The organism is Pseudomonas baetica (assembly GCF_051216495.1).
Taxonomy (GTDB): domain Bacteria; phylum Pseudomonadota; class Gammaproteobacteria; order Pseudomonadales; family Pseudomonadaceae; genus Aquipseudomonas; species Aquipseudomonas baetica_B.
The window spans coordinates 23,014-40,488 of sequence record NZ_JBPKAM010000002.1; the positions used below are offsets into that span (position 1 = coordinate 23,014).

16 protein-coding genes and 1 pseudogene are annotated in these 17,475 nt (G+C 53.6%); 13 read left to right on the forward strand and 4 right to left on the reverse strand.

Annotated features, from left to right (window positions below):
* Positions 1-186: 186 nt before the first annotated feature.
* The 6 genes from lptM to ACSFE6_RS01975 are packed head-to-tail and all read left to right on the forward strand — an operon-like array spanning position 187 to position 4,797.
* A complete protein-coding gene (gene lptM, locus ACSFE6_RS01950; RefSeq protein WP_435426051.1) occupies positions 187-360 on the forward strand; it encodes an LPS translocon maturation chaperone LptM in 174 nt (57 codons plus the stop codon).
* 9 nt (positions 361-369) lie between these two features.
* The gene (gene lysA, locus ACSFE6_RS01955; protein ID WP_435426052.1) at positions 370-1,617 is read left to right on the forward strand and encodes a diaminopimelate decarboxylase; all 1,248 of its coding nucleotides are present in this window, start codon (positions 370-372) and stop codon (positions 1,615-1,617) included.
* Positions 1,618-1,621: 4 nt separating this feature from the next.
* On the forward strand, positions 1,622-2,452 hold the full coding sequence (gene dapF / locus ACSFE6_RS01960) for a diaminopimelate epimerase (RefSeq protein ID WP_435426053.1): 831 nt from the start codon (positions 1,622-1,624) through the stop codon (positions 2,450-2,452).
* Positions 2,453-2,465: 13 nt separating this feature from the next.
* Positions 2,466-3,191: a DUF484 family protein gene (locus ACSFE6_RS01965; protein WP_435426054.1), complete on the forward strand. Its 726-nt coding sequence runs from the start codon at positions 2,466-2,468 to the stop codon at positions 3,189-3,191.
* 2 nt (positions 3,192-3,193) lie between these two features.
* Positions 3,194-4,093: a tyrosine recombinase XerC gene (gene xerC / locus ACSFE6_RS01970; protein ID WP_435426055.1), complete on the forward strand. Its 900-nt coding sequence runs from the start codon at positions 3,194-3,196 to the stop codon at positions 4,091-4,093.
* The gene (locus tag ACSFE6_RS01975; protein WP_435426056.1) at positions 4,090-4,797 is read left to right on the forward strand and encodes an HAD family hydrolase; all 708 of its coding nucleotides are present in this window, start codon (positions 4,090-4,092) and stop codon (positions 4,795-4,797) included. The genes xerC and ACSFE6_RS01975 overlap by 4 nt, the downstream gene beginning before the upstream one ends.
* Positions 4,798-4,897: 100 nt before the next feature.
* Here the strand turns inward: ACSFE6_RS01975 and sutA are convergent, their stop codons facing one another.
* The 4 genes from sutA to glnK all read right to left on the reverse strand — a co-directional run bounded on the left by sutA (position 4,898) and on the right by glnK (position 7,675).
* Entirely contained in the window at positions 4,898-5,221 is a 324-nt protein-coding gene (sutA, locus tag ACSFE6_RS01980) for a transcriptional regulator SutA (protein ID WP_435426057.1), read from the reverse strand.
* Between the two features lie 100 nt (positions 5,222-5,321).
* On the reverse strand, positions 5,322-5,747 hold the full coding sequence (locus tag ACSFE6_RS01985) for a secondary thiamine-phosphate synthase enzyme YjbQ (protein WP_160104741.1): 426 nt from the start codon (positions 5,745-5,747) through the stop codon (positions 5,322-5,324).
* A gap of 216 nt (positions 5,748-5,963) precedes the next feature.
* Positions 5,964-7,301 carry an ammonium transporter gene (locus ACSFE6_RS01990; protein ID WP_435426058.1) on the reverse strand — a complete coding sequence of 446 codons (1,338 nt, stop codon included), beginning with the start codon at positions 7,299-7,301 and terminating at the stop codon, positions 5,964-5,966.
* Between the two features lie 35 nt (positions 7,302-7,336).
* Positions 7,337-7,675 (reverse strand): P-II family nitrogen regulator, encoded by a 339-nt coding sequence (gene glnK / locus ACSFE6_RS01995; protein ID WP_002555808.1) that lies wholly within the window; start codon positions 7,673-7,675, stop codon positions 7,337-7,339.
* A gap of 419 nt (positions 7,676-8,094) precedes the next feature.
* Here glnK and ACSFE6_RS02000 point away from each other — a divergent pair, with 419 nt between their 5' ends.
* From ACSFE6_RS02000 to ACSFE6_RS02030, 7 genes and pseudogenes are all read left to right on the forward strand, one after another.
* Positions 8,095-8,355, forward strand: a complete 261-nt coding sequence (locus ACSFE6_RS02000; protein ID WP_435426059.1) for an accessory factor UbiK family protein — start codon at positions 8,095-8,097, stop codon at positions 8,353-8,355.
* Positions 8,356-8,794: 439 nt separating this feature from the next.
* Entirely contained in the window at positions 8,795-9,280 is a 486-nt protein-coding gene (locus ACSFE6_RS02005; RefSeq protein WP_435426060.1) for a BRO-N domain-containing protein, read from the forward strand.
* An 866-nt stretch (positions 9,281-10,146) separates the two neighbouring features.
* Positions 10,147-11,055 (forward strand): annotated as a pseudogene (locus ACSFE6_RS02010) (YifB family Mg chelatase-like AAA ATPase); the annotation flags it as partial.
* Between the two features lie 65 nt (positions 11,056-11,120).
* The gene (locus ACSFE6_RS02015) at positions 11,121-13,403 is read left to right on the forward strand and encodes a hypothetical protein (protein ID WP_193901594.1); all 2,283 of its coding nucleotides are present in this window, start codon (positions 11,121-11,123) and stop codon (positions 13,401-13,403) included.
* A complete protein-coding gene (locus ACSFE6_RS02020; protein ID WP_193901596.1) occupies positions 13,404-15,497 on the forward strand; it encodes a hypothetical protein in 2,094 nt (697 codons plus the stop codon).
* Positions 15,494-16,000 carry a hypothetical protein gene (locus tag ACSFE6_RS02025; RefSeq protein WP_193863579.1) on the forward strand — a complete coding sequence of 169 codons (507 nt, stop codon included), beginning with the start codon at positions 15,494-15,496 and terminating at the stop codon, positions 15,998-16,000. Before ACSFE6_RS02020 ends, ACSFE6_RS02025 begins: the two co-directional genes overlap by 4 nt.
* Positions 15,993-17,366, forward strand: coding sequence for a tyrosine-type recombinase/integrase (locus tag ACSFE6_RS02030; RefSeq protein ID WP_246500160.1), 1,374 nt, complete (start codon positions 15,993-15,995; stop codon positions 17,364-17,366). Before ACSFE6_RS02025 ends, ACSFE6_RS02030 begins: the two co-directional genes overlap by 8 nt.
* Positions 17,367-17,475 lie beyond the last annotated feature (109 nt).

Here is a 17,475-nt window from a genome sequence, read left to right on the forward strand (position 1 = left end):
CGGTTTATCAGTCAGTGCAGTTGTCGACTGACCCACCGCATTCGCGAGCAAGCCCGCTCCCACAGGTAATGCACGATAGTGATCTCTATCCGCCAAGCCCCGCCGGACGGGAGCCCCCTCGCATAGGCAAGCTGCCGGGTGGCCGGTATACTCCGGCGCAATTAATGCATTTTCAAGGATTTCGCCATGAAGCGCCTGATCTCTTCCCTTGCTGCGCTCGTCGCGGTTGCCTGCCTCGTGTCGGCCTGCGGTCAAAAAGGCCCGCTGTACCTGCCCGACGAAGACCAGGACCCTGCTGAGCAGGCTCAGTCCTCGCAAAAGCAGCCGTCCAAAGCACACAAGCACGACGTCTACCAATAAGGGAACCTCATGGACGCTTTTAACTACCGTGACGGTGAACTGTTCGCGGAAGGTGTTGCCCTGTCTGCCATCGCCGAGCGCTTTGGTACACCCACCTACGTTTATTCCCGTGCCCACATCGAAGCCCAATACCTGGCTTACGCCGATGCGCTGGCCGGCATGCCACACCTGGTCTGCTTCGCGGTCAAGGCCAACTCCAACCTGGGCGTACTGAATGTCCTGGCGCGCCTGGGCGCCGGTTTCGACATCGTTTCCCGTGGCGAGCTCGAACGCGTACTGGCCGCTGGCGGCAGCGCCGACAAGATCGTGTTCTCCGGTGTCGGCAAGACCCGTGATGACATGCGTCGCGCCCTGGAAGTCGGCGTGCACTGCTTCAACGTCGAATCCACCGACGAGCTGGAACGCCTGCAAGTCGTGGCCGCCGAGCTGGGCGTTCGCGCGCCGATCTCGCTGCGCGTCAACCCGGACGTCGATGCTGGTACCCACCCGTACATCTCCACCGGTCTCAAAGAGAACAAGTTCGGCATCGCCATCGCCGACGCCGAAGACGTGTACGTGCGTGCTGCGCAGCTGCCGAACCTGGAAGTAGTCGGCGTCGATTGCCATATCGGTTCGCAACTGACCACCCTGCCGCCGTTCATTGATGCGCTTGACCGCCTGTTGGGCCTGGTCGACCGCCTCGGCGATTGCGGCATCTACCTGCGTCACATCGACCTCGGTGGCGGCTTGGGCGTGCGTTATCGCGATGAAGAGCCGCCATTGGCCGGCGATTACATCAAGGCCGTGCGCGAGCGTCTCGACGGTCGCGACCTGGCGTTGGTGTTCGAGCCGGGCCGCTTCATCGTGGCCAACGCCGGTGTGTTGCTGACTCAGGTCGAATACCTCAAGCACACTGAACACAAAGACTTCGCCATCGTCGACGCCGCCATGAACGACCTGATCCGCCCGGCGCTGTACCAAGCCTGGATGGACATCACGGCCGTACGCCCGCGCAGCACCGCTGCCCGCACCTACGACATCGTCGGCCCAATCTGCGAGACCGGCGACTTCCTGGCCAAGGAGCGCGAGCTGGCCCTTGAAGAAGGCGATCTGCTGGCTGTGCATTCGGCCGGTGCCTACGGGTTTGTCATGAGCTCCAACTACAACACCCGCGGCCGTGCCGCCGAAGTGTTGGTGGACGGTGACCAGGCTTTTGAAGTGCGTCGCCGTGAAACGGTAGCCGAGTTGTATGCTGGCGAAAGCCTGCTGCCGGAGTAAAACCATGCTGCTGCGTTTTACCAAGATGCACGGCCTGGGCAATGACTTCATGGTCCTCGACCTGGTCAGCCAGCACGCGCACATTCTGCCCAAGCACGCCAAGCTGTGGGGCGATCGGCACACCGGCATCGGTTTCGACCAGTTGCTGATCGTCGAAGCACCGAGCAACCCGGACGTGGATTTCCGCTATCGGATCTTCAACTCCGACGGCTCGGAAGTGGAACAGTGCGGCAACGGTGCGCGTTGTTTCGCCCGCTTCGTGCTCGACAAGCGCCTGACCGCCAAAAAGCAGATCCGCGTCGAAACCAAAAGCGGCATCATCGAGCTGGATGTGCGCAACGACGGGCAGATCGGCGTGAACATGGGCGCACCGCGCCTGGTGCCGGCCGATATTCCGTTCCAGGCGCCGGAACAGGCCCTGAGTTATCAGGTCGACGTCGACGGCACTGCGGTCGATCTGGCCGCCGTGTCCATGGGCAACCCCCACGCCGTGCTGCGGGTCAGCGATATCAACAATGCACCGGTGCACGAACTGGGGCCGAAAATCGAACATCACCCGCGCTTTCCGGCACGGGTCAACGTCGGTTTCCTCCAGGTCATCGACCGCAACCGCGCGCAGTTGCGTGTCTGGGAGCGTGGGGCCGGGGAAACCCAGGCCTGCGGTACCGGCGCCTGCGCCGCTGCAGTGGCCGCGATCAGCCAGGGGTGGATGGATTCGCCGCTATTGATCGACCTGCCTGGCGGGCGCCTGTCCATTGAATGGGCGGGCCCTGGCCAACCGGTCATGATGACCGGCCCGGCAGTACGCGTATACGAAGGACAAGTGCGTCTTTGAGTGAGCCAAAGCCATGACCGATAAGCCACAGGTACCCGCCCGCAAGCCCGACGAATCAGCGTCCGAAAGCCTGGAGGCGGCGGCGATTGCCGCGTACCTGGAGGCTCATCCGGATTTCTTCATTGAGCATGAAGAGCTGTTGCCGGCCTTGCGCATTCCCCACCGGCGCGGCGACACCGTGTCCCTGGTCGAACGGCAGATCACTATTCTGCGCGACCGCAATATCGAGTTGCGGCACCGTCTTTCGCACTTGATGGACGTGGCCCGCGACAATGACCGCCTCTTCGATAAGACCCGCCGCCTGATCCTTGCACTCATGGACGCCAACACCCTGGAAGATGTGGTGATGTGCGTCGAAGACAGCCTGCGCCAGGACTTCCAGGTGCCCTTCGTCAGCCTCATTCTGCTCGGCGACAACCCGATGCCGGTTGGTCGCTGGGTCACCCATGCCGAGGCACAAGTGGCGATTGGCGGCCTGTTGCAGGAAGACAAGAGCGTCAGCGGCAGCCTGCGCGAGCATGAGCTGGACTTCCTGTTCGGCGAAGAACAGCGCAAGCAGATCGGCTCCACCGCCGTCGTTGCCATCAGTCACCAGGGCATCCACGGCATCCTGGCCATTGCCAGCCGTGATCCGCAACACTACAAAAGCTCGGTGGGCACGCTGTTCCTGAGCTATATCGCCGAAGTCATGGGCCGCGTGTTGCCACGGATCAACAGCTCCCTGCGCTCGGTACGCTGATCATGGAACGGCAACTGGACGCTTACTGCGAACACCTGCGCAGTGAGCGGCAGGTGTCGCCGCACACGCTGTCAGCCTACCGCCGCGACCTCGACAAGGTGCTGGACTGGTGCGTCAAACAGAACATCGGTAGCTGGGCGGCGCTGGATATCCAGCGCCTGCGCAGCCTGATCGCCCGCCTCCACGCACAAGGCCAATCCTCCCGCAGTCTGGCGCGACTACTGTCGGCGGTACGCGGCCTCTATCATTATCTGAATCGCGAAGGCCTCTGCGACCACGATCCGGCCAACGGCCTGTCGCCGCCCAAGGGCGAACGCCGCCTGCCGAAAACCCTCGACACCGACCGCGCACTGCAACTGCTTGAAGGCGGGGTCGAAGACGATTTTCTCGCTCGCCGCGACCAAGCGATTCTCGAACTGTTCTATTCCTCCGGGTTACGACTGTCGGAGCTAACTGGGCTGAACCTAGATCAGCTAGATTTGGCTGATGGCATGGTCCAGGTGCTCGGCAAGGGCAGCAAGACCCGCCTGCTGCCGGTGGGCAAGAAGGCTCGCGAAGCCCTGGAGCTGTGGCTGCCCTTGCGGGCCCTGGCCAACCCGGCGGACGATGCAGTGTTTGTCAGCCAGCAAGGTCGGCGTCTTGGTCCACGGGCGATCCAGCTACGCGTGAAAGCGGCGGGTGAACGCGAACTGGGGCAAAACCTGCACCCGCACATGCTGCGGCACTCCTTCGCCAGCCATGTGCTGGAGTCCTCCCAGGACCTGCGGGCCGTGCAGGAGCTGCTCGGCCACTCGGACATCAAGACCACGCAGATCTACACCCACCTGGACTTCCAGCACCTGGCCACGGTCTACGACAGCGCCCACCCACGGGCCAAACGCATTAAAGGCGATGATTCATGACGATCCAACTGATCACCTTCGACCTCGATGACACGCTATGGGATACCGCCCCGGTGATCGTCAGTGCCGAAGCCGTACTGCGTGAATGGCTGACCGAACATGCACCCAACCTGGGAGCCGTGCCGGTGGAGCACCTGTGGACCATTCGCGAACGCATCCTGAGCAACGAACCAGGCCTCAAGTACCGCATCAGCGCCCTGCGCCGACGCGTGTTATTCCACGCATTGGAAGAAGCCGGTTATACCCACGCAGAAGCGTCGGACCTGGCCGACCAGAGCTTCGAAGTGTTCCTGCATGCCCGGCATCAGCTGGAAATCTTCCCCGAGGTGCAACCGACCCTGGGCGTGCTGTCCAACCACTACGCCCTCGGCGTGGTCACCAATGGCAACGCCGACGTGCGGCGGCTGGGACTGGCGGATTACTTCAAGTTCGCGTTGTGCGCCGAAGACATCGGCATCGCCAAACCCGATGCGCGGTTGTTCCACGAAGCCTTGCAGCGCGGCGGTGCAACCGCGGAAACGGCGGTGCATATCGGTGATCACCCAGGGGACGACATTGCCGGCGCCCAACAGGCGGGGCTGCGCGCGATCTGGTTCAACCCCTCGGGCAAAGCCTGGGAAGCCGAACGCCTGCCGGATGCCGAGATTCGCAGCCTGACCGAGTTGCCGGCATTGTTGGCGCTGTGGAATTCAATGTCGGCCTGACCCAAAAAACCTGTGGGAGCGCCACATATCCCGGTATTTTGTTTCAGGCATGAAAAAGCCCGCAGCGACGGCGGGCTTTTTCAGCAAGCGGAAGCAGGCCTCAGATAGGCCGGCTGCCGTACTTGTTGTCAGGCTTCTTGGGCGGATCGGCGACCACATTGGCCTCCACTTCCTGCACCTTGCCACCACGGGCCAGGAACTCTTCCATGGCCTTGGCCAAGGCATCCCGTTCCTTGTTCTTGGCTTCGACACTCGGCAGCTCATCGACCGATACTGCGGCCTTGGCCTTGCCTTTGGCGGTCGGAACGGGCGCATCGCCGCCGTCGTCTTCAGCGACGTCTTCCGCCGCTGCTTCCAGACCTTCTTCGGTATCGTCTTCGTCGCCTACTTCGAGGTCGTCGTTGTCCAGATCATCGTCGCTCATGTTCTACCTCATGACTTGCGAAAAGCAGATTAGTTATAGCCCAGCTTTGCCCTCTGTCGAAGGCTGCCGGAAAAAATCAACAACCGCTGGTGACCAGCGGTTATGCCCCTTCACCGTGCACGGTGGCGAGGACTTTACGAGCACCGCCATGATCACGGTGCTCGCCCAGGTAAACGCCTTGCCAGGTCCCTAACGCCAGTCGGCCTGCCGAGATCGGCAAACTGAGCTGACAGCCAAGCACGCTGGCCTTGAAGTGCGCCGGGAGGTCGTCCAGGCCTTCGTCGTTATGCTCATAGCCGTCTGTTCCTTGTGGGATCAGACGATTGAAAAATCGTTCGAAGTCGCGACGTACCGCCGGATCGGCGTTCTCGTTGATGCTCAACGACGCCGAGGTATGCTGTAGCCACAAATGCAACAGACCGACCCGACACGCCTTGAGTTCAGGCAAGCCGGCGAGTAACTCGTCCGTTACCAGATGAAAGCCCCGGGGCCTCGCCCTCAGGGTTATCAGAGTCTGTTGCCACATACAGTTCTCCGCACGTTCGGGGCGCATTCTAGCGCGCTCTGGGAAAAAGCAAAGGCCCTAATAATCCTTCCATCCTGTAAGCCTTCGGCGGCACAAAAACACGCGGCATAAACGTTCACAAAGCTGTAAGAAAAAAACCTTTCAGCTGCACTTTCAATAATAAATCGTGGACAAAAAAATGCCCGGCAAGCCGGGCAAGTTTTTTCATGCGCATGCTTACAAGTTGTAGCCGCGCTCGTTGTGAAGTGCCAGATCGATACCGACCGATTCTTCTTCCTCGGTGATCCGCAGCCCCATGACCGCATCCAGCACCTTGAGGATGATGAAGGTGACGATCGCGGTGTAGATCACCGTGAAGCCGACGCCTTTGCACTGAATCCACACTTGTGCGGCGATATCGGTCACGGTGCCGAAACCACCCAGGGACGGTGCAGCGAATACACCGGTCAGGATCGCACCGAGAATACCGCCGATACCGTGTACGCCGAAGGCGTCCAGGGAGTCGTCATAACCCATTTTGCGTTTCAGGGTCGTGGCACAGAAGAAGCACACCACACCGGCCGACAGACCGATCACCAGTGCACCCATCGGGCCCACGGTACCGGCAGCCGGAGTAATGGCAACCAGTCCGGCAACCACACCCGAAGCAATACCCAGTGCGCTGGGTTTGCCGTGGGTGATCCACTCGGCGAACATCCAGCCCAGTGCAGCAGCGGCAGTCGCGATCTGGGTCACCAGCATCGCCATGCCGGCGGTGCCGTTGGCCGCAGCGGCGGAACCTGCGTTGAAACCGAACCAACCGATCCACAGCATCGCGGCGCCCATCAGGGTGTAGCCGAGGTTATGCGGTGCCATCGGGGTGGTCGGGAAGCCTTTGCGCTTGCCCAGCACCAGGCAGGCAATCAGACCGGCCACACCGGCGTTGATGTGCACCACGGTGCCGCCAGCGAAGTCGAGTACGCCCCAGTCCCACATCAGGCCGCCGTTGCCGGACCAGACCATGTGCGCAATCGGTGCATAAACCAGGGTGAACCAGATCCCCATGAACACAAGCATCGCAGAGAACTTCATACGCTCGGCGAAGGCACCGACGATCAGCGCCGGGGTAATGATGGCAAAGGTCATCTGGAAGGTGATGAACACCGCTTCAGGGAACAGCGCCGCCGGACCTGTCAGGCTTGCTGGCGTGACACCGGCCAGGAAAGCCTTGCCCATGCCGCCGAAGAAGGAGTTGAAGTTGACGACGCCCTGCTCCATGCCAGTAGTGTCGAACGCGATGCTGTAGCCATAAATGACCCACAGGACGCTGATCAGACCGGTAATGGCGAAACACTGCATCATCACGGAAAGAATGTTTTTCGACCGAACCATGCCGCCGTAGAACAGCGCGAGGCCGGGAATGGTCATGAACAGCACGAGGGCTGTCGAGGTCAACATCCAGGCGGTATCACCGGAGTTGAGGACTGGGGCCGCCACTTCGTCTGCCGCCAAAGCCAGGCCGGGCATTACGAGGGACAACAGGGCTCCTAGCCCTGCGATTTTACGCAGAGTCATATTGTTTTCTCCTGGGGCGTTGGGTTTGTGGCGGCTTAGATGGCGTCGGTATCGGTTTCGCCGGTACGGATGCGAATCGCCTGTTCCAGATTGACCACGAAGATCTTGCCGTCACCGATCTTGCCGGTGTTGGCGGCCTTGGTTATCGCCTCGATAACCCGGTCCAGATCCTTGTCGTCAATGGCGACATCAATCTTCACCTTGGGCAGGAAATCGACCACGTACTCCGCGCCGCGATACAGCTCGGTGTGACCCTTCTGCCGACCGAAGCCTTTGACTTCGGTAACGGTAATGCCCTGCACGCCGATCTCGGACAGCGACTCGCGTACGTCGTCCAACTTGAACGGCTTGATGATGGCAGTGACTAGCTTCATGAAAACTCTCTCCCGAATTGGTGGACTTGCCCCAGGAAAACAAACCCGTCTCAAGTCTAAGCGCAGTGCCTGGCTTTGTAACGCATCGTCGGCCTTACCTGCCCGTTCGACGCCAGCTAACCGCTCCTTGCCAAACGCTCCCCGCGTTTCGCCTGGCGCACTGCATTCGTCACGGCGACTGCATCAGTGCATGGGTCATGAGGGTCTAAGCAGAAAGCTTGCCATCTCTACAAAATTCATAGTTTTCAAGCCTTTGTCAGTTGATGGCCGCCACTTCGCCACAACACCCGACACGTTACGCACAACAACGGTGCGATGCCGTCCATCCGCATGCGCGAAAAGCGTGCATCCCTTGCCCGCGGATTTGACTATAGACACTGCGTGATACACTGCCCGTCATTGCTATCAGGACATTCCCCATGCTCGCGCCAAAAGACTTCCTCGACGCCCTGACCGGCACCGCCTCCCGCCTCTTCAGCGGCGACACGCCACTGCCGAAAGCCGAAATCGAAAGCCAGTTCAAGATGCTGCTGCAAAGCGCCTTCAGCAAACTGGACCTGGTGAGCCGTGAAGAATTCGACAGCCAGATGGTCGTCCTGGCCCGCACCCGCGCCCGCCTCGAAAGCCTCGAAGCGAAAGTGGCCGAGATGGAAGCGAAGCTGAACCCACCGGCCGAATAACGTACAAAACCCACTGTAGAAACCCCATCTACTGTGGGAGCGAGCCTGCTCGCGATTGAAGGTCGGCACGACCTTCAGATTCACCTGTAGGAGCTGCCGCAGGCTGCGATCTTTCTAACTCACAGCCCGCAAAAATCCCGGCAACGTCCTACAAAAATCACACCGTCGTCCGATTGCGTCGTCGAGTATCCGATCTCTAAGCTCATCCGCAGCTGAATATTCAGCTCTGGGTTTGGCGACCTGGAAAATCCCGACGCACCGCGACCACATTCGAACGAGGGAGTTATTCCCATCTCGAGTTATGGCGGCCGTGCGTGGGAGACCTTCGCGTCTGCCGGTTTCGGGATGCACCGGTTCGCCAACCCGCGCACAGCTGCCACCCTTTTCGTTTGGCGACGATCAGAGGCAGTTTTCTTCATTTGATCCCGAGAACTGAACCATGGAAGAAAACTATCCAACGCCCCAAGTCTTCACCCGCCACAAGCTCCACCTCCACGCCCTGCTCCTGCAAAACCAACCCTGGTTCAGCGCCCGCGACCTGGGCCGCCTATTACGCATCCACCTCAACGACCGCCAACTCCGAAAACTCGATCCCGACCAACACCAAACCGCCAAAACCCTTATCTACGGCCAAATCGAAAACACCCTGCTGATCAGTGAGTCCGGCGTTTACGCCCTCCTCGTCTACCACTACTGCCCCGAATACCGAGCCCTGCGCGAATGGCTCACCCACGAAGTCGTCCCCGCCCTGCGAGACGCCCATCACCCCGCCAATACCGAACGCCCACAACTGAGCCTGCTCAATTGGCCGCAAATGTCGTTGAGTTTGTTGCACTGGAATAATCAGCCGTGGATACGGTTGCAGGACGTGCCGCAGATGATGACGGAGCGAGATCAAGCAAGACGCCTGGTGGCCGGATCGTGATGGAAGCGGGCTTCGCGCGCCTTACAGTCGCTTTGAGTTTGCGAGTCAGAAATATCCTCGCTCTTCGAAAAGATGCAATAAACCGCCCCTGCCAGGGCAGGAGCGGTTTCCATCGGTTCAATCCTTACAACGAATCATCCCAATGGTCTCGCAGAAGCTCGTACAGGCGAAAAACCCATAACGCGTTTCTAACGAGGCGCCACATATGTTTAAGAAACTTAGACATATTTTGGCCCTCCTTGCGTGGGGCCAAACCTCCGATGAACTTTCCGGCATACGCACACCTTTGGGATTACACGCGAGTGTATCCACCAAGGCGGCCGGTTGTGGGTTCCCCAAAAACTACACCGGCACGGTTCTCACACCGTGTCGAGGAACATGAAGTCTTTACGGTCCCGGCCACCCTTTGCGGACCACCCGATGAGTGGGCATCGTCGGGGCGGATGATATCGCAGCCCTTCTCGGTCAATCGCGAAGAAATGATCTGAATGAGCTAACAAGTTGTATCAAACCATTAGTACTTGATCGGCCATGGTTGGTACGCTGACCGATACATCAAGTTGCCGCTCAATATGGCAACGCAAGACATCAACAACCGCTGGCGATACTTGCATCTACGATCAAACATGCTTAGCATCAATCCACGCGAGTGTATCCCCCGAGGATACGCAGGCCTTGGTCTCACTAAAGCCTGCAATCAAAAAACCGTCTCCTCAAGGCGGTTTTTTTTCGCCCGCAGTTCAGGGCGAACCATTCGCAACATCCAGTGAAAGTTTGCCCCCTCAGCCACTCCACCGAAATTCCCTCCCCCAACTACCCTTCAAAAACCGCAGGAAGCGGCCTCAATAGAAGCTCAAGGAACGACCATGTCCCTCTCCATCGTCCACAGCCGCGCCCAGATTGGCGTGGATGCACCCGCTGTTACCGTCGAAGTCCACCTGGCCAATGGTTTGCCGTCGCTGACCATGGTTGGCCTGCCCGAGGCGGCGGTGAAGGAGAGCAAGGACCGGGTGCGCAGTGCGATTATCAATTCGGGGCTGCAATTTCCGGCGCGGCGGATCACGTTGAATCTGGCACCAGCCGATTTACCCAAGGATGGCGGGCGGTTCGATCTGGCGATTGCGCTGGGGATTCTCTCGGCGAGCGTGCAGGTGCCGACGTTGACCCTCGATGATGTGGAATGCCTTGGCGAGTTGGCCTTGTCCGGGGAAGTACGGGCGGTTCGAGGGGTACTGCCGGCTGCGTTGGCAGCGCGCAAGGCCGGGCGCACACTGGTGGTGCCGCGAGCGAATGTCGAGGAGGCTTGCCTGGCGTCAGGGCTGAAGGTCATCGCGGTGGATCATCTGCTACAGGCGGTGGCGCATTTCAACGGGCATACACCGATCGAGCCGTATGTCTCGGATGGTTTGATCCACGCCGCCAAACCCTATCCCGATCTCAATGAGGTACAAGGCCAAATCGCGGCTAAACGCGCGCTGCTGATTGCAGCGGCGGGGGCGCATAACCTGCTTTTGAGTGGGCCGCCGGGAACAGGTAAAACGTTGTTGGCCAGTCGACTGCCGGGATTGCTGCCCCCTCTGACGGAGAGTGAGGCCCTGGAAGTGGCAGCCATTCAGTCGGTCGCCAGCGGAGCGCCGCTGACACATTGGCCGCAACGGCCATTTCGCCAGCCCCATCATTCCGCGTCCGGCCCGGCGCTGGTCGGCGGCAGTTCAAAACCGCAACCCGGTGAAATAACCCTCGCCCATCACGGCGTTCTATTTCTCGACGAACTGATATTTTGACTTTTTAGGTTTGGCTGTCAAAAATCGAATTTAGACCGTCAGATCAAGGGTTTACCATGGCATTTCCGTCCGTAGAATCGTTACCAATCTTCTCAAATGGAGTCCACTATGATCATTACCCGTTTGAGCAGCTGGATGAACACCAAAGGGCAATATTTAGCGACGCAATGTCGAGCCGTGGTCGGCTATGTTCATCGGTGGTGCAGATTACGCTGAAGAGCTTTGAGTGCTACCTCCAGATAACCCGTCAGTTGGTAACTCCGCGATCGCAATCGAAATTCCGAAAAATGGCGGAAGGCTTTCTGGGTTTTTTATATTCAGAACAACATGTTGAAACGGCTCCGTCACTTCGATCCCAACGAGCGAAGTTTTTTATATCAGTAATTCCTTTCCTATCAGCAATATACCCCACCAAAAAAGATTACTCATTTCCTCTGACCATCGAAGCAATAGACAAATACCTAAATGTGTTGAATGGCTTAGAGCAATGCCCGAAAAAAATAGAATATTGGCGAGGGTGGCCGTTGCAGAACGTTTCTGGAGGGACGCATTTTCTTCCCTTATGGGCATTTTACCGAAAGCTTGGTGCAGAATTTACAAGGAAACTCTATTCTGAAACTCATATCTTCCTTTCAGGAAGGCGTTATCGAGCAATGCCATTGCTATCGTATCTAGGAGATTTTATAGAGGCTCAACCATCAGATATCACACCTACACACTTAACTTCAGACGTATTCATGAATGAATTCTGGGATCGTTTTGTAAAGTATTACGTTACAACAGCATATGATAGCGGACAAGGCCAGAAATTAAGCACCATCGCATCGGCCTGGAACGTGCAATTCTCAGCTTTCGTACGCAACCAACTCATTCCGGCATCAGTACTAAGTGGGGGATATGCTGGATTACCCGTTTTACCAAAGAGACTGTATAACAATGCGGCCTCCAGAATCAGCACAGGAAATGACGGAACGCTGGTTCATTCAAAATTATTGCACGATATTCCACTAGAGGTGACAGACCAAGCGGCCATCTACAATATTTTTGATAATCTAACATCATCAATGAATGACTTAACAACCTGGGCTAAAGCTGAGGTGGCAGATCTAGAGGCCAGACTAAATCGTCGGTTACGAGAATCACCTAATGGAAAACTCCGCCGGATCGGTGGACTTGGAGAAAAAGAGGGCGGCCAAATTCAATGGATGAGAGATCGCAATAATCCAGCATGCTTTGCTAATGCAGCACGAAATATCGAAGATCACTCCTATTCATATATAATGGAGCGAGCTGTCCAAATTTTTGCTTCGCCATTTGCAGAAACAGCATATGAGCTAGGATTAGCAACAACAGGCTCATTGTACCCACATTGCCTACTACTCGTAAGTTTGTATCCAAAAATTACCGTTGGCTTCTTGGAAAACTTGGAGATATATGATGAGCATGGAAAAAAAATTGGTTTCATCCGAACCGACAACGGGTATCAGTTAGTTGGGTATAAACTCCGTAGAGGGCACCGTGAAGCTGAGCAGGTGATTAGCCTTTGCGAGTACGGTGCATATCTTGTTCAACAAATAATCGATGTCACCGACTACGGAAGACGATACCTACAATCTATTGGAGACGATAATTACAGATATTTATTATTATCTGCAGTTAGAAGCTTCGGCAAATTTCAGCGACCAAAGTTAGCTTCGGTTACCACTTCGCCCATCCCCATAGAAAGACTCGTATCCGGCTTAAAGAAATACACAAACCTAAATCATGCTGACGCTACGTACCTCGCACAACGCGCTAATCTCTCCACAGTTCGCGCGACCGCTGGAGTAATGATCTATTTAGAATCAAAAAGCGCAAAAAAAATGTCCGAAGCTCTTGGCCATAAATCATTTGATCCATCGTTGTTAGCACGCTATCTCCCAGCACCCATTTGGGATTTCTTTCAGGATCGATGGATTAGAATTTTTCAAGCAGGAATAATTATCGAAGCGATGGATGGGAGCCCTTACAAACTGAAGGCTTCAGGTTTTGACAGCTTAGAACAGGTTGAGGAGTTTTTATTAAACCACTCGATAAAACTACCCCCTGAGGAATCAAACACTCGCTTTAGCGAGGCGCGGCCCGACAGCTCTATATTGGTATCACTGAATGAACAAATTTTTGAAGAACTATTAAAGCTTAATGATTCAAGGTACAAATCCAGCAGTCATTTACAATCAAGTCTTTGGAGAGATCTCAGCTCTAAAATAATCACTCACGTTGACTCATGCCTCAGTGATCGACCAGACATTCAGTTTGCACTCTCTAACGCTAAAAATAAACTAGGGATAACCATTTAAATGAGCGCGAAAGAAAACATTCACGCGTTGGCCTTTCTGGAGGAAATGTTCCCCTCCCAGAAAACTCGGTTTGAAAGCGAATGGTTGACCTCGGACTTTGATTCAAATATATGGTGCTTTGATTTCGCGCGCGGGCATAGATTTTGTATAAATTTCAACTTAGAGCTCGAGGACGGGTCTAAACTTTCCGACCCCAAAAACAAAAAATTACTGCAATTGTTCAAAAACTGGATAACCGTTCAGAATACCCAAAATTTAAATCAAGGGGTAAAACCAGGCAGTATCACCGCGTACGCTAACACGCGAAGAGCGATAAACATCATTGACTACCTTTTGCTAAACAGTTCGCGCCTTAAGCTCGCCAGCCATGGATTGAATCTTCTAACAGAAAACGATGTCGCATCGTTTTTTTATCAGTTGTCGAGTTCGGAGAAAATTGCCGAAGGGGTCTATAACTGGCGGCAAACCGTGGTCGATTTCCTAAGAAGATCCAGTGAGTGTAGCGATCAGATTGTCTTACGTTTCGCTGAAAAAAATCCCGATCTCTATTTTTTAATGATTCAAAATGAAACAGCGTATGGCCTTACGCCAAGCGAAACTCTTAAAGTCAAAATATGGCTACACGAGAACGATTATTACAGCCCCATTCTTAGCTCAGGGTACAGGTTATCGGTAAGCATCACTCGACTGGCATCACACATCTATAAAAATACCCTTGTGGGGGGCGCTATAAAAAGTGCTTTACCTGAGCTAAATCTGGCCCCTTATCCAGGGATGACAACTGAGTACAATGTAGTTAGCGTTCGCGCGGCAAATGAAGACTCGATGTCAGATCGACAGTTTACCAAATATTATGCAACTTTTATGGCGATAAACAAACTTCCAGAATTAGGAATTGAAATTCCCAGTCATGCTTTTACTACGCTCAGTTTGAGTTCTTTGAAAGCGCACCTAAATTTAGCGCAAACCATGCGGTTTAAGACATTGAGGCCGAGCATCCTATTACCCGCTCTGCAGAAGGCTATCGATTTTATTTACGAGTACGGGGATGACATTTTCCAATCTGCTTCTGCTGTTATTGCTGCTCAAGCAAAGTATGGTGAGAGCGTAAATGATCCGAATTCGGATTGGTGGGTTCGCAAAGCTATCGCACCTCGTTTAGCTGAATTAGGAGTACAGTGCTGGAGTCTCAGCTCCAAGATGCTGGCTGGCAAAAAACTCTCTAAAGAACTTAGAGAAAACAAAGTTCAGGAATATTTTAAGAGACTTCGCAATAACGAGGGGCTGTGGGAACTGTTACGAGTATATTATGGCGCAGCGCAATTAATCATCGGATTACTGATGGCGCGACGCCAATCGGAACTTACAAGCCTGATGCCGTTTGAGTGCCTTGATGAATCAAAGCGCAATTTAGTTTTTTTTAACGCAAAGTCCGGATTTTTATCCAATAAACAAGTTTTAAAGAGACCCATTCCAAGTATCGGGGTTCATATTATTGAAACATTGGAAAACTTCCAAAGTCTGCTGCTCAAAAATAAACTTATTACTGAACATACATATTTGTTCGCGCCGCCTGACAGATATGCAAAAGGACTAAAAAAGAGCTTACATTCGCCCGCCTACAATAGAAGTATTGATTTTTTCTGCGACTACATTGAGGCACCGCGAAACAGCGAAGGATCAAGATTTTATTTCCGCCAGCACCAACTTAGGCGCGGCTTTTCGATGATATTTTTTTGGGGCAATTCGTTTGGTGGTCTTGACACATTACGATGGTTCTTGGGCCATGCGGATCTTGAACACCTCTATCATTACATTACTGAAGCGACTCCTGGAGAAGTACTTCGCGGTGTAAAAGCTGCTTACCTAGCAGACTCCTTGGCGGCTGGCGACAAAGAGGTATCTAATGAACTCGCGGCAGCTCTATTTTCACATTTTGGAACATCTGAATTTACCATACTGGATTCTCAAGAAGTTGAAACCTACTTGGAAACGCTCATCGAAAACCACTCGCTGACTGTCGAGCCGCATTTTATTAAAGTAGACGACGTAACTACCTATAGACTTGTAACGAAGCTGATAAAATCAATATGAGCAAAAAACTCCACTCGACAATCAACCTTTACAATTTGCTTCTCGATATTGCCTCTCATCCGCACAAATACCGGGAATCATCGATAGGAGTTTTCTTAAAATCACAAGGCTCATTATCTCGATACTCAGCTCCGGATAAAAGTATCTATCCTTGCTCTTTAAATACGTTGAAGACCCGTGCGGATTGCTTCCTTGCAGGAGGCTTTGAGGCTATGGACCATGCAAGAATTTTGGCACTAAAAGCATTTCCCCCAGTAAAGGCTCTGATTTCCGCCCAAAACAAACCTAGAACGTTAAAAGATGACGTCATTGCCCTTAAGAGAGAAATACAGTTTCTCAACGAAGAAATTCTTTGCTACACCATCGCATTAGAATCAAGCATGGAACAGGCGAGAGGGTACGCCAGGAAGACAAATAATATAGTAAATATTCAACTCTGCGAAAAACAACAATCGGAAATTTACGCGCTATTGAAACACCCCAGGGCCACTGCCAATGACTAAACTTTATCGTTTGACATCAGAGCACTTTCAGTTGCCTTTAGCGCTACTTGCCGATCAAACATATATTTTCAACTCAGCTTCGTACATCCCGATGCTTCGTTATCCTAACGGCACATGGTGTCACTATTCTAATTGCTACATGCATTCTCTTTATAGAAAAGGGTTGTCGCGCAATAACAAAGGCGGAACATTAAAAACCTATGCAGGTAACATAAGCCATTTACTACGTTTTTGTTCGGATAACGCTATAGATGTTGCGCAAATGACCGATAGCCTCTTTATACTATTCATGCAGACGTTGCTTAGCGACAAGAAATCATTGTCTACGTCACACACACTTCGGTCGACAACTTCAATACTTACGATAGGGAAAAATTGTATCGATTTACTGGCCTATATCGGAAAAATCACCGGTAGAGATGAGTTTGTAGGTAAAGATGGAGTGATCAAAGCTGAAAAAAGAAAAGCTGAAATAGATATTGGGAAGGGAAGAAAGCGCATCACCAAATACTATTGGCATCACCGTTCATTTCCTGAGCCATCTCCTGACAAAAAAAGATTCCCGATTACTGAAGCTCATTCTAATGCCATTATCGCCGCAGCCGCTGGTACTGAGGACCTATTTCTCAGAAAGCGTAGATTCGTAATGCTTAAACTACTTGCCCATACTGGTTGCCGACGTTCTGAACTGGTTTCGATAACGACGCATGATGTATATGCAGCACTTCATGATCCAACCATCGGCTTAAAACTGATGACGGCGAAAAAGCGCGGAAACTCAATCCATCATCGATACTTGCCCATCTCAATTCCGGATTTGAAATTCATCGTTTCTTATATTGAATTTAACCGACTCCCAAAAATTAAATCTCTGGGAGTTGAGGACGTTGGCTTGCTGTTTATCAGTGCACGTACTGGAAAGGGCCTTATGCCAAATACGATCACACAAGAGATCTCAGAGTTGGCGGGACTAGCGGGCATCAATGAGCGCTTATCTCCACACATGTACAGACATCGCTTCATTACTCAATATTTCATAAAATTGATTATTCAGCATGACTTTAACAATCCTGATGAATTCAGGAACTTACTAATCAACACTGAGTCCTTCAAGCGTGAGGTGCAACAGTGGACAGGTCACACAAACATTAATTCTTTAGACAACTACATACATCTTGCTTTCTCAGATATATCTAACAGAAAAGAAGTTGTGGAGGCGGCAATCCGCAGCGAGCACCTTTCATCGTTACTACAAACAGTCAAAATGGCCCAAGCGGAAATAAAAGCGGGATTTTCCTCATCATCAGTTAATGAGTTGCTGAACACGATATCCGAATATCTAAATGAGCTTCAGCAATCGGCCTAACAAGCGTTATTTGGAATTACCAAGCACTTGCACTATCAACCGCTTGTATGCGTGTACGAGACAGTGCGAAGCTTGAGGGCGGGTAGCTTCTGACAAGCCTGGAGCTTCT

Coding starts and splice junctions, on each gene's coding strand:
- ACSFE6_RS01985 (WP_160104741.1), bottom strand. CDS start 5,747: ATGTGGCAACAGACTCTGATAACCCTGAGGGCGAGGCCCCGGGGCTTT.
- ACSFE6_RS01965 (WP_435426054.1), top strand. CDS start 2,466: ATGACCGATAAGCCACAGGTACCCGCCCGCAAGCCCGACGAATCAGCG.
- lptM (WP_435426051.1), top strand. CDS start 187: ATGAAGCGCCTGATCTCTTCCCTTGCTGCGCTCGTCGCGGTTGCCTGC.
- ACSFE6_RS02015 (WP_193901594.1), top strand. CDS start 11,121: ATGGCATTTCCGTCCGTAGAATCGTTACCAATCTTCTCAAATGGAGTC.
- glnK (WP_002555808.1), bottom strand. CDS start 7,675: ATGAAGCTAGTCACTGCCATCATCAAGCCGTTCAAGTTGGACGACGTA.
- lysA (WP_435426052.1), top strand. CDS start 370: ATGGACGCTTTTAACTACCGTGACGGTGAACTGTTCGCGGAAGGTGTT.
- ACSFE6_RS02020 (WP_193901596.1), top strand. CDS start 13,404: ATGAGCGCGAAAGAAAACATTCACGCGTTGGCCTTTCTGGAGGAAATG.
- dapF (WP_435426053.1), top strand. CDS start 1,622: ATGCTGCTGCGTTTTACCAAGATGCACGGCCTGGGCAATGACTTCATG.
- ACSFE6_RS02005 (WP_435426060.1), top strand. CDS start 8,795: ATGGAAGAAAACTATCCAACGCCCCAAGTCTTCACCCGCCACAAGCTC.
- ACSFE6_RS02000 (WP_435426059.1), top strand. CDS start 8,095: ATGCTCGCGCCAAAAGACTTCCTCGACGCCCTGACCGGCACCGCCTCC.
- ACSFE6_RS01975 (WP_435426056.1), top strand. CDS start 4,090: ATGACGATCCAACTGATCACCTTCGACCTCGATGACACGCTATGGGAT.
- xerC (WP_435426055.1), top strand. CDS start 3,194: ATGGAACGGCAACTGGACGCTTACTGCGAACACCTGCGCAGTGAGCGG.
- sutA (WP_435426057.1), bottom strand. CDS start 5,221: ATGAGCGACGATGATCTGGACAACGACGACCTCGAAGTAGGCGACGAA.
- ACSFE6_RS02025 (WP_193863579.1), top strand. CDS start 15,494: ATGAGCAAAAAACTCCACTCGACAATCAACCTTTACAATTTGCTTCTC.
- ACSFE6_RS02030 (WP_246500160.1), top strand. CDS start 15,993: ATGACTAAACTTTATCGTTTGACATCAGAGCACTTTCAGTTGCCTTTA.
- ACSFE6_RS01990 (WP_435426058.1), bottom strand. CDS start 7,301: ATGACTCTGCGTAAAATCGCAGGGCTAGGAGCCCTGTTGTCCCTCGTA.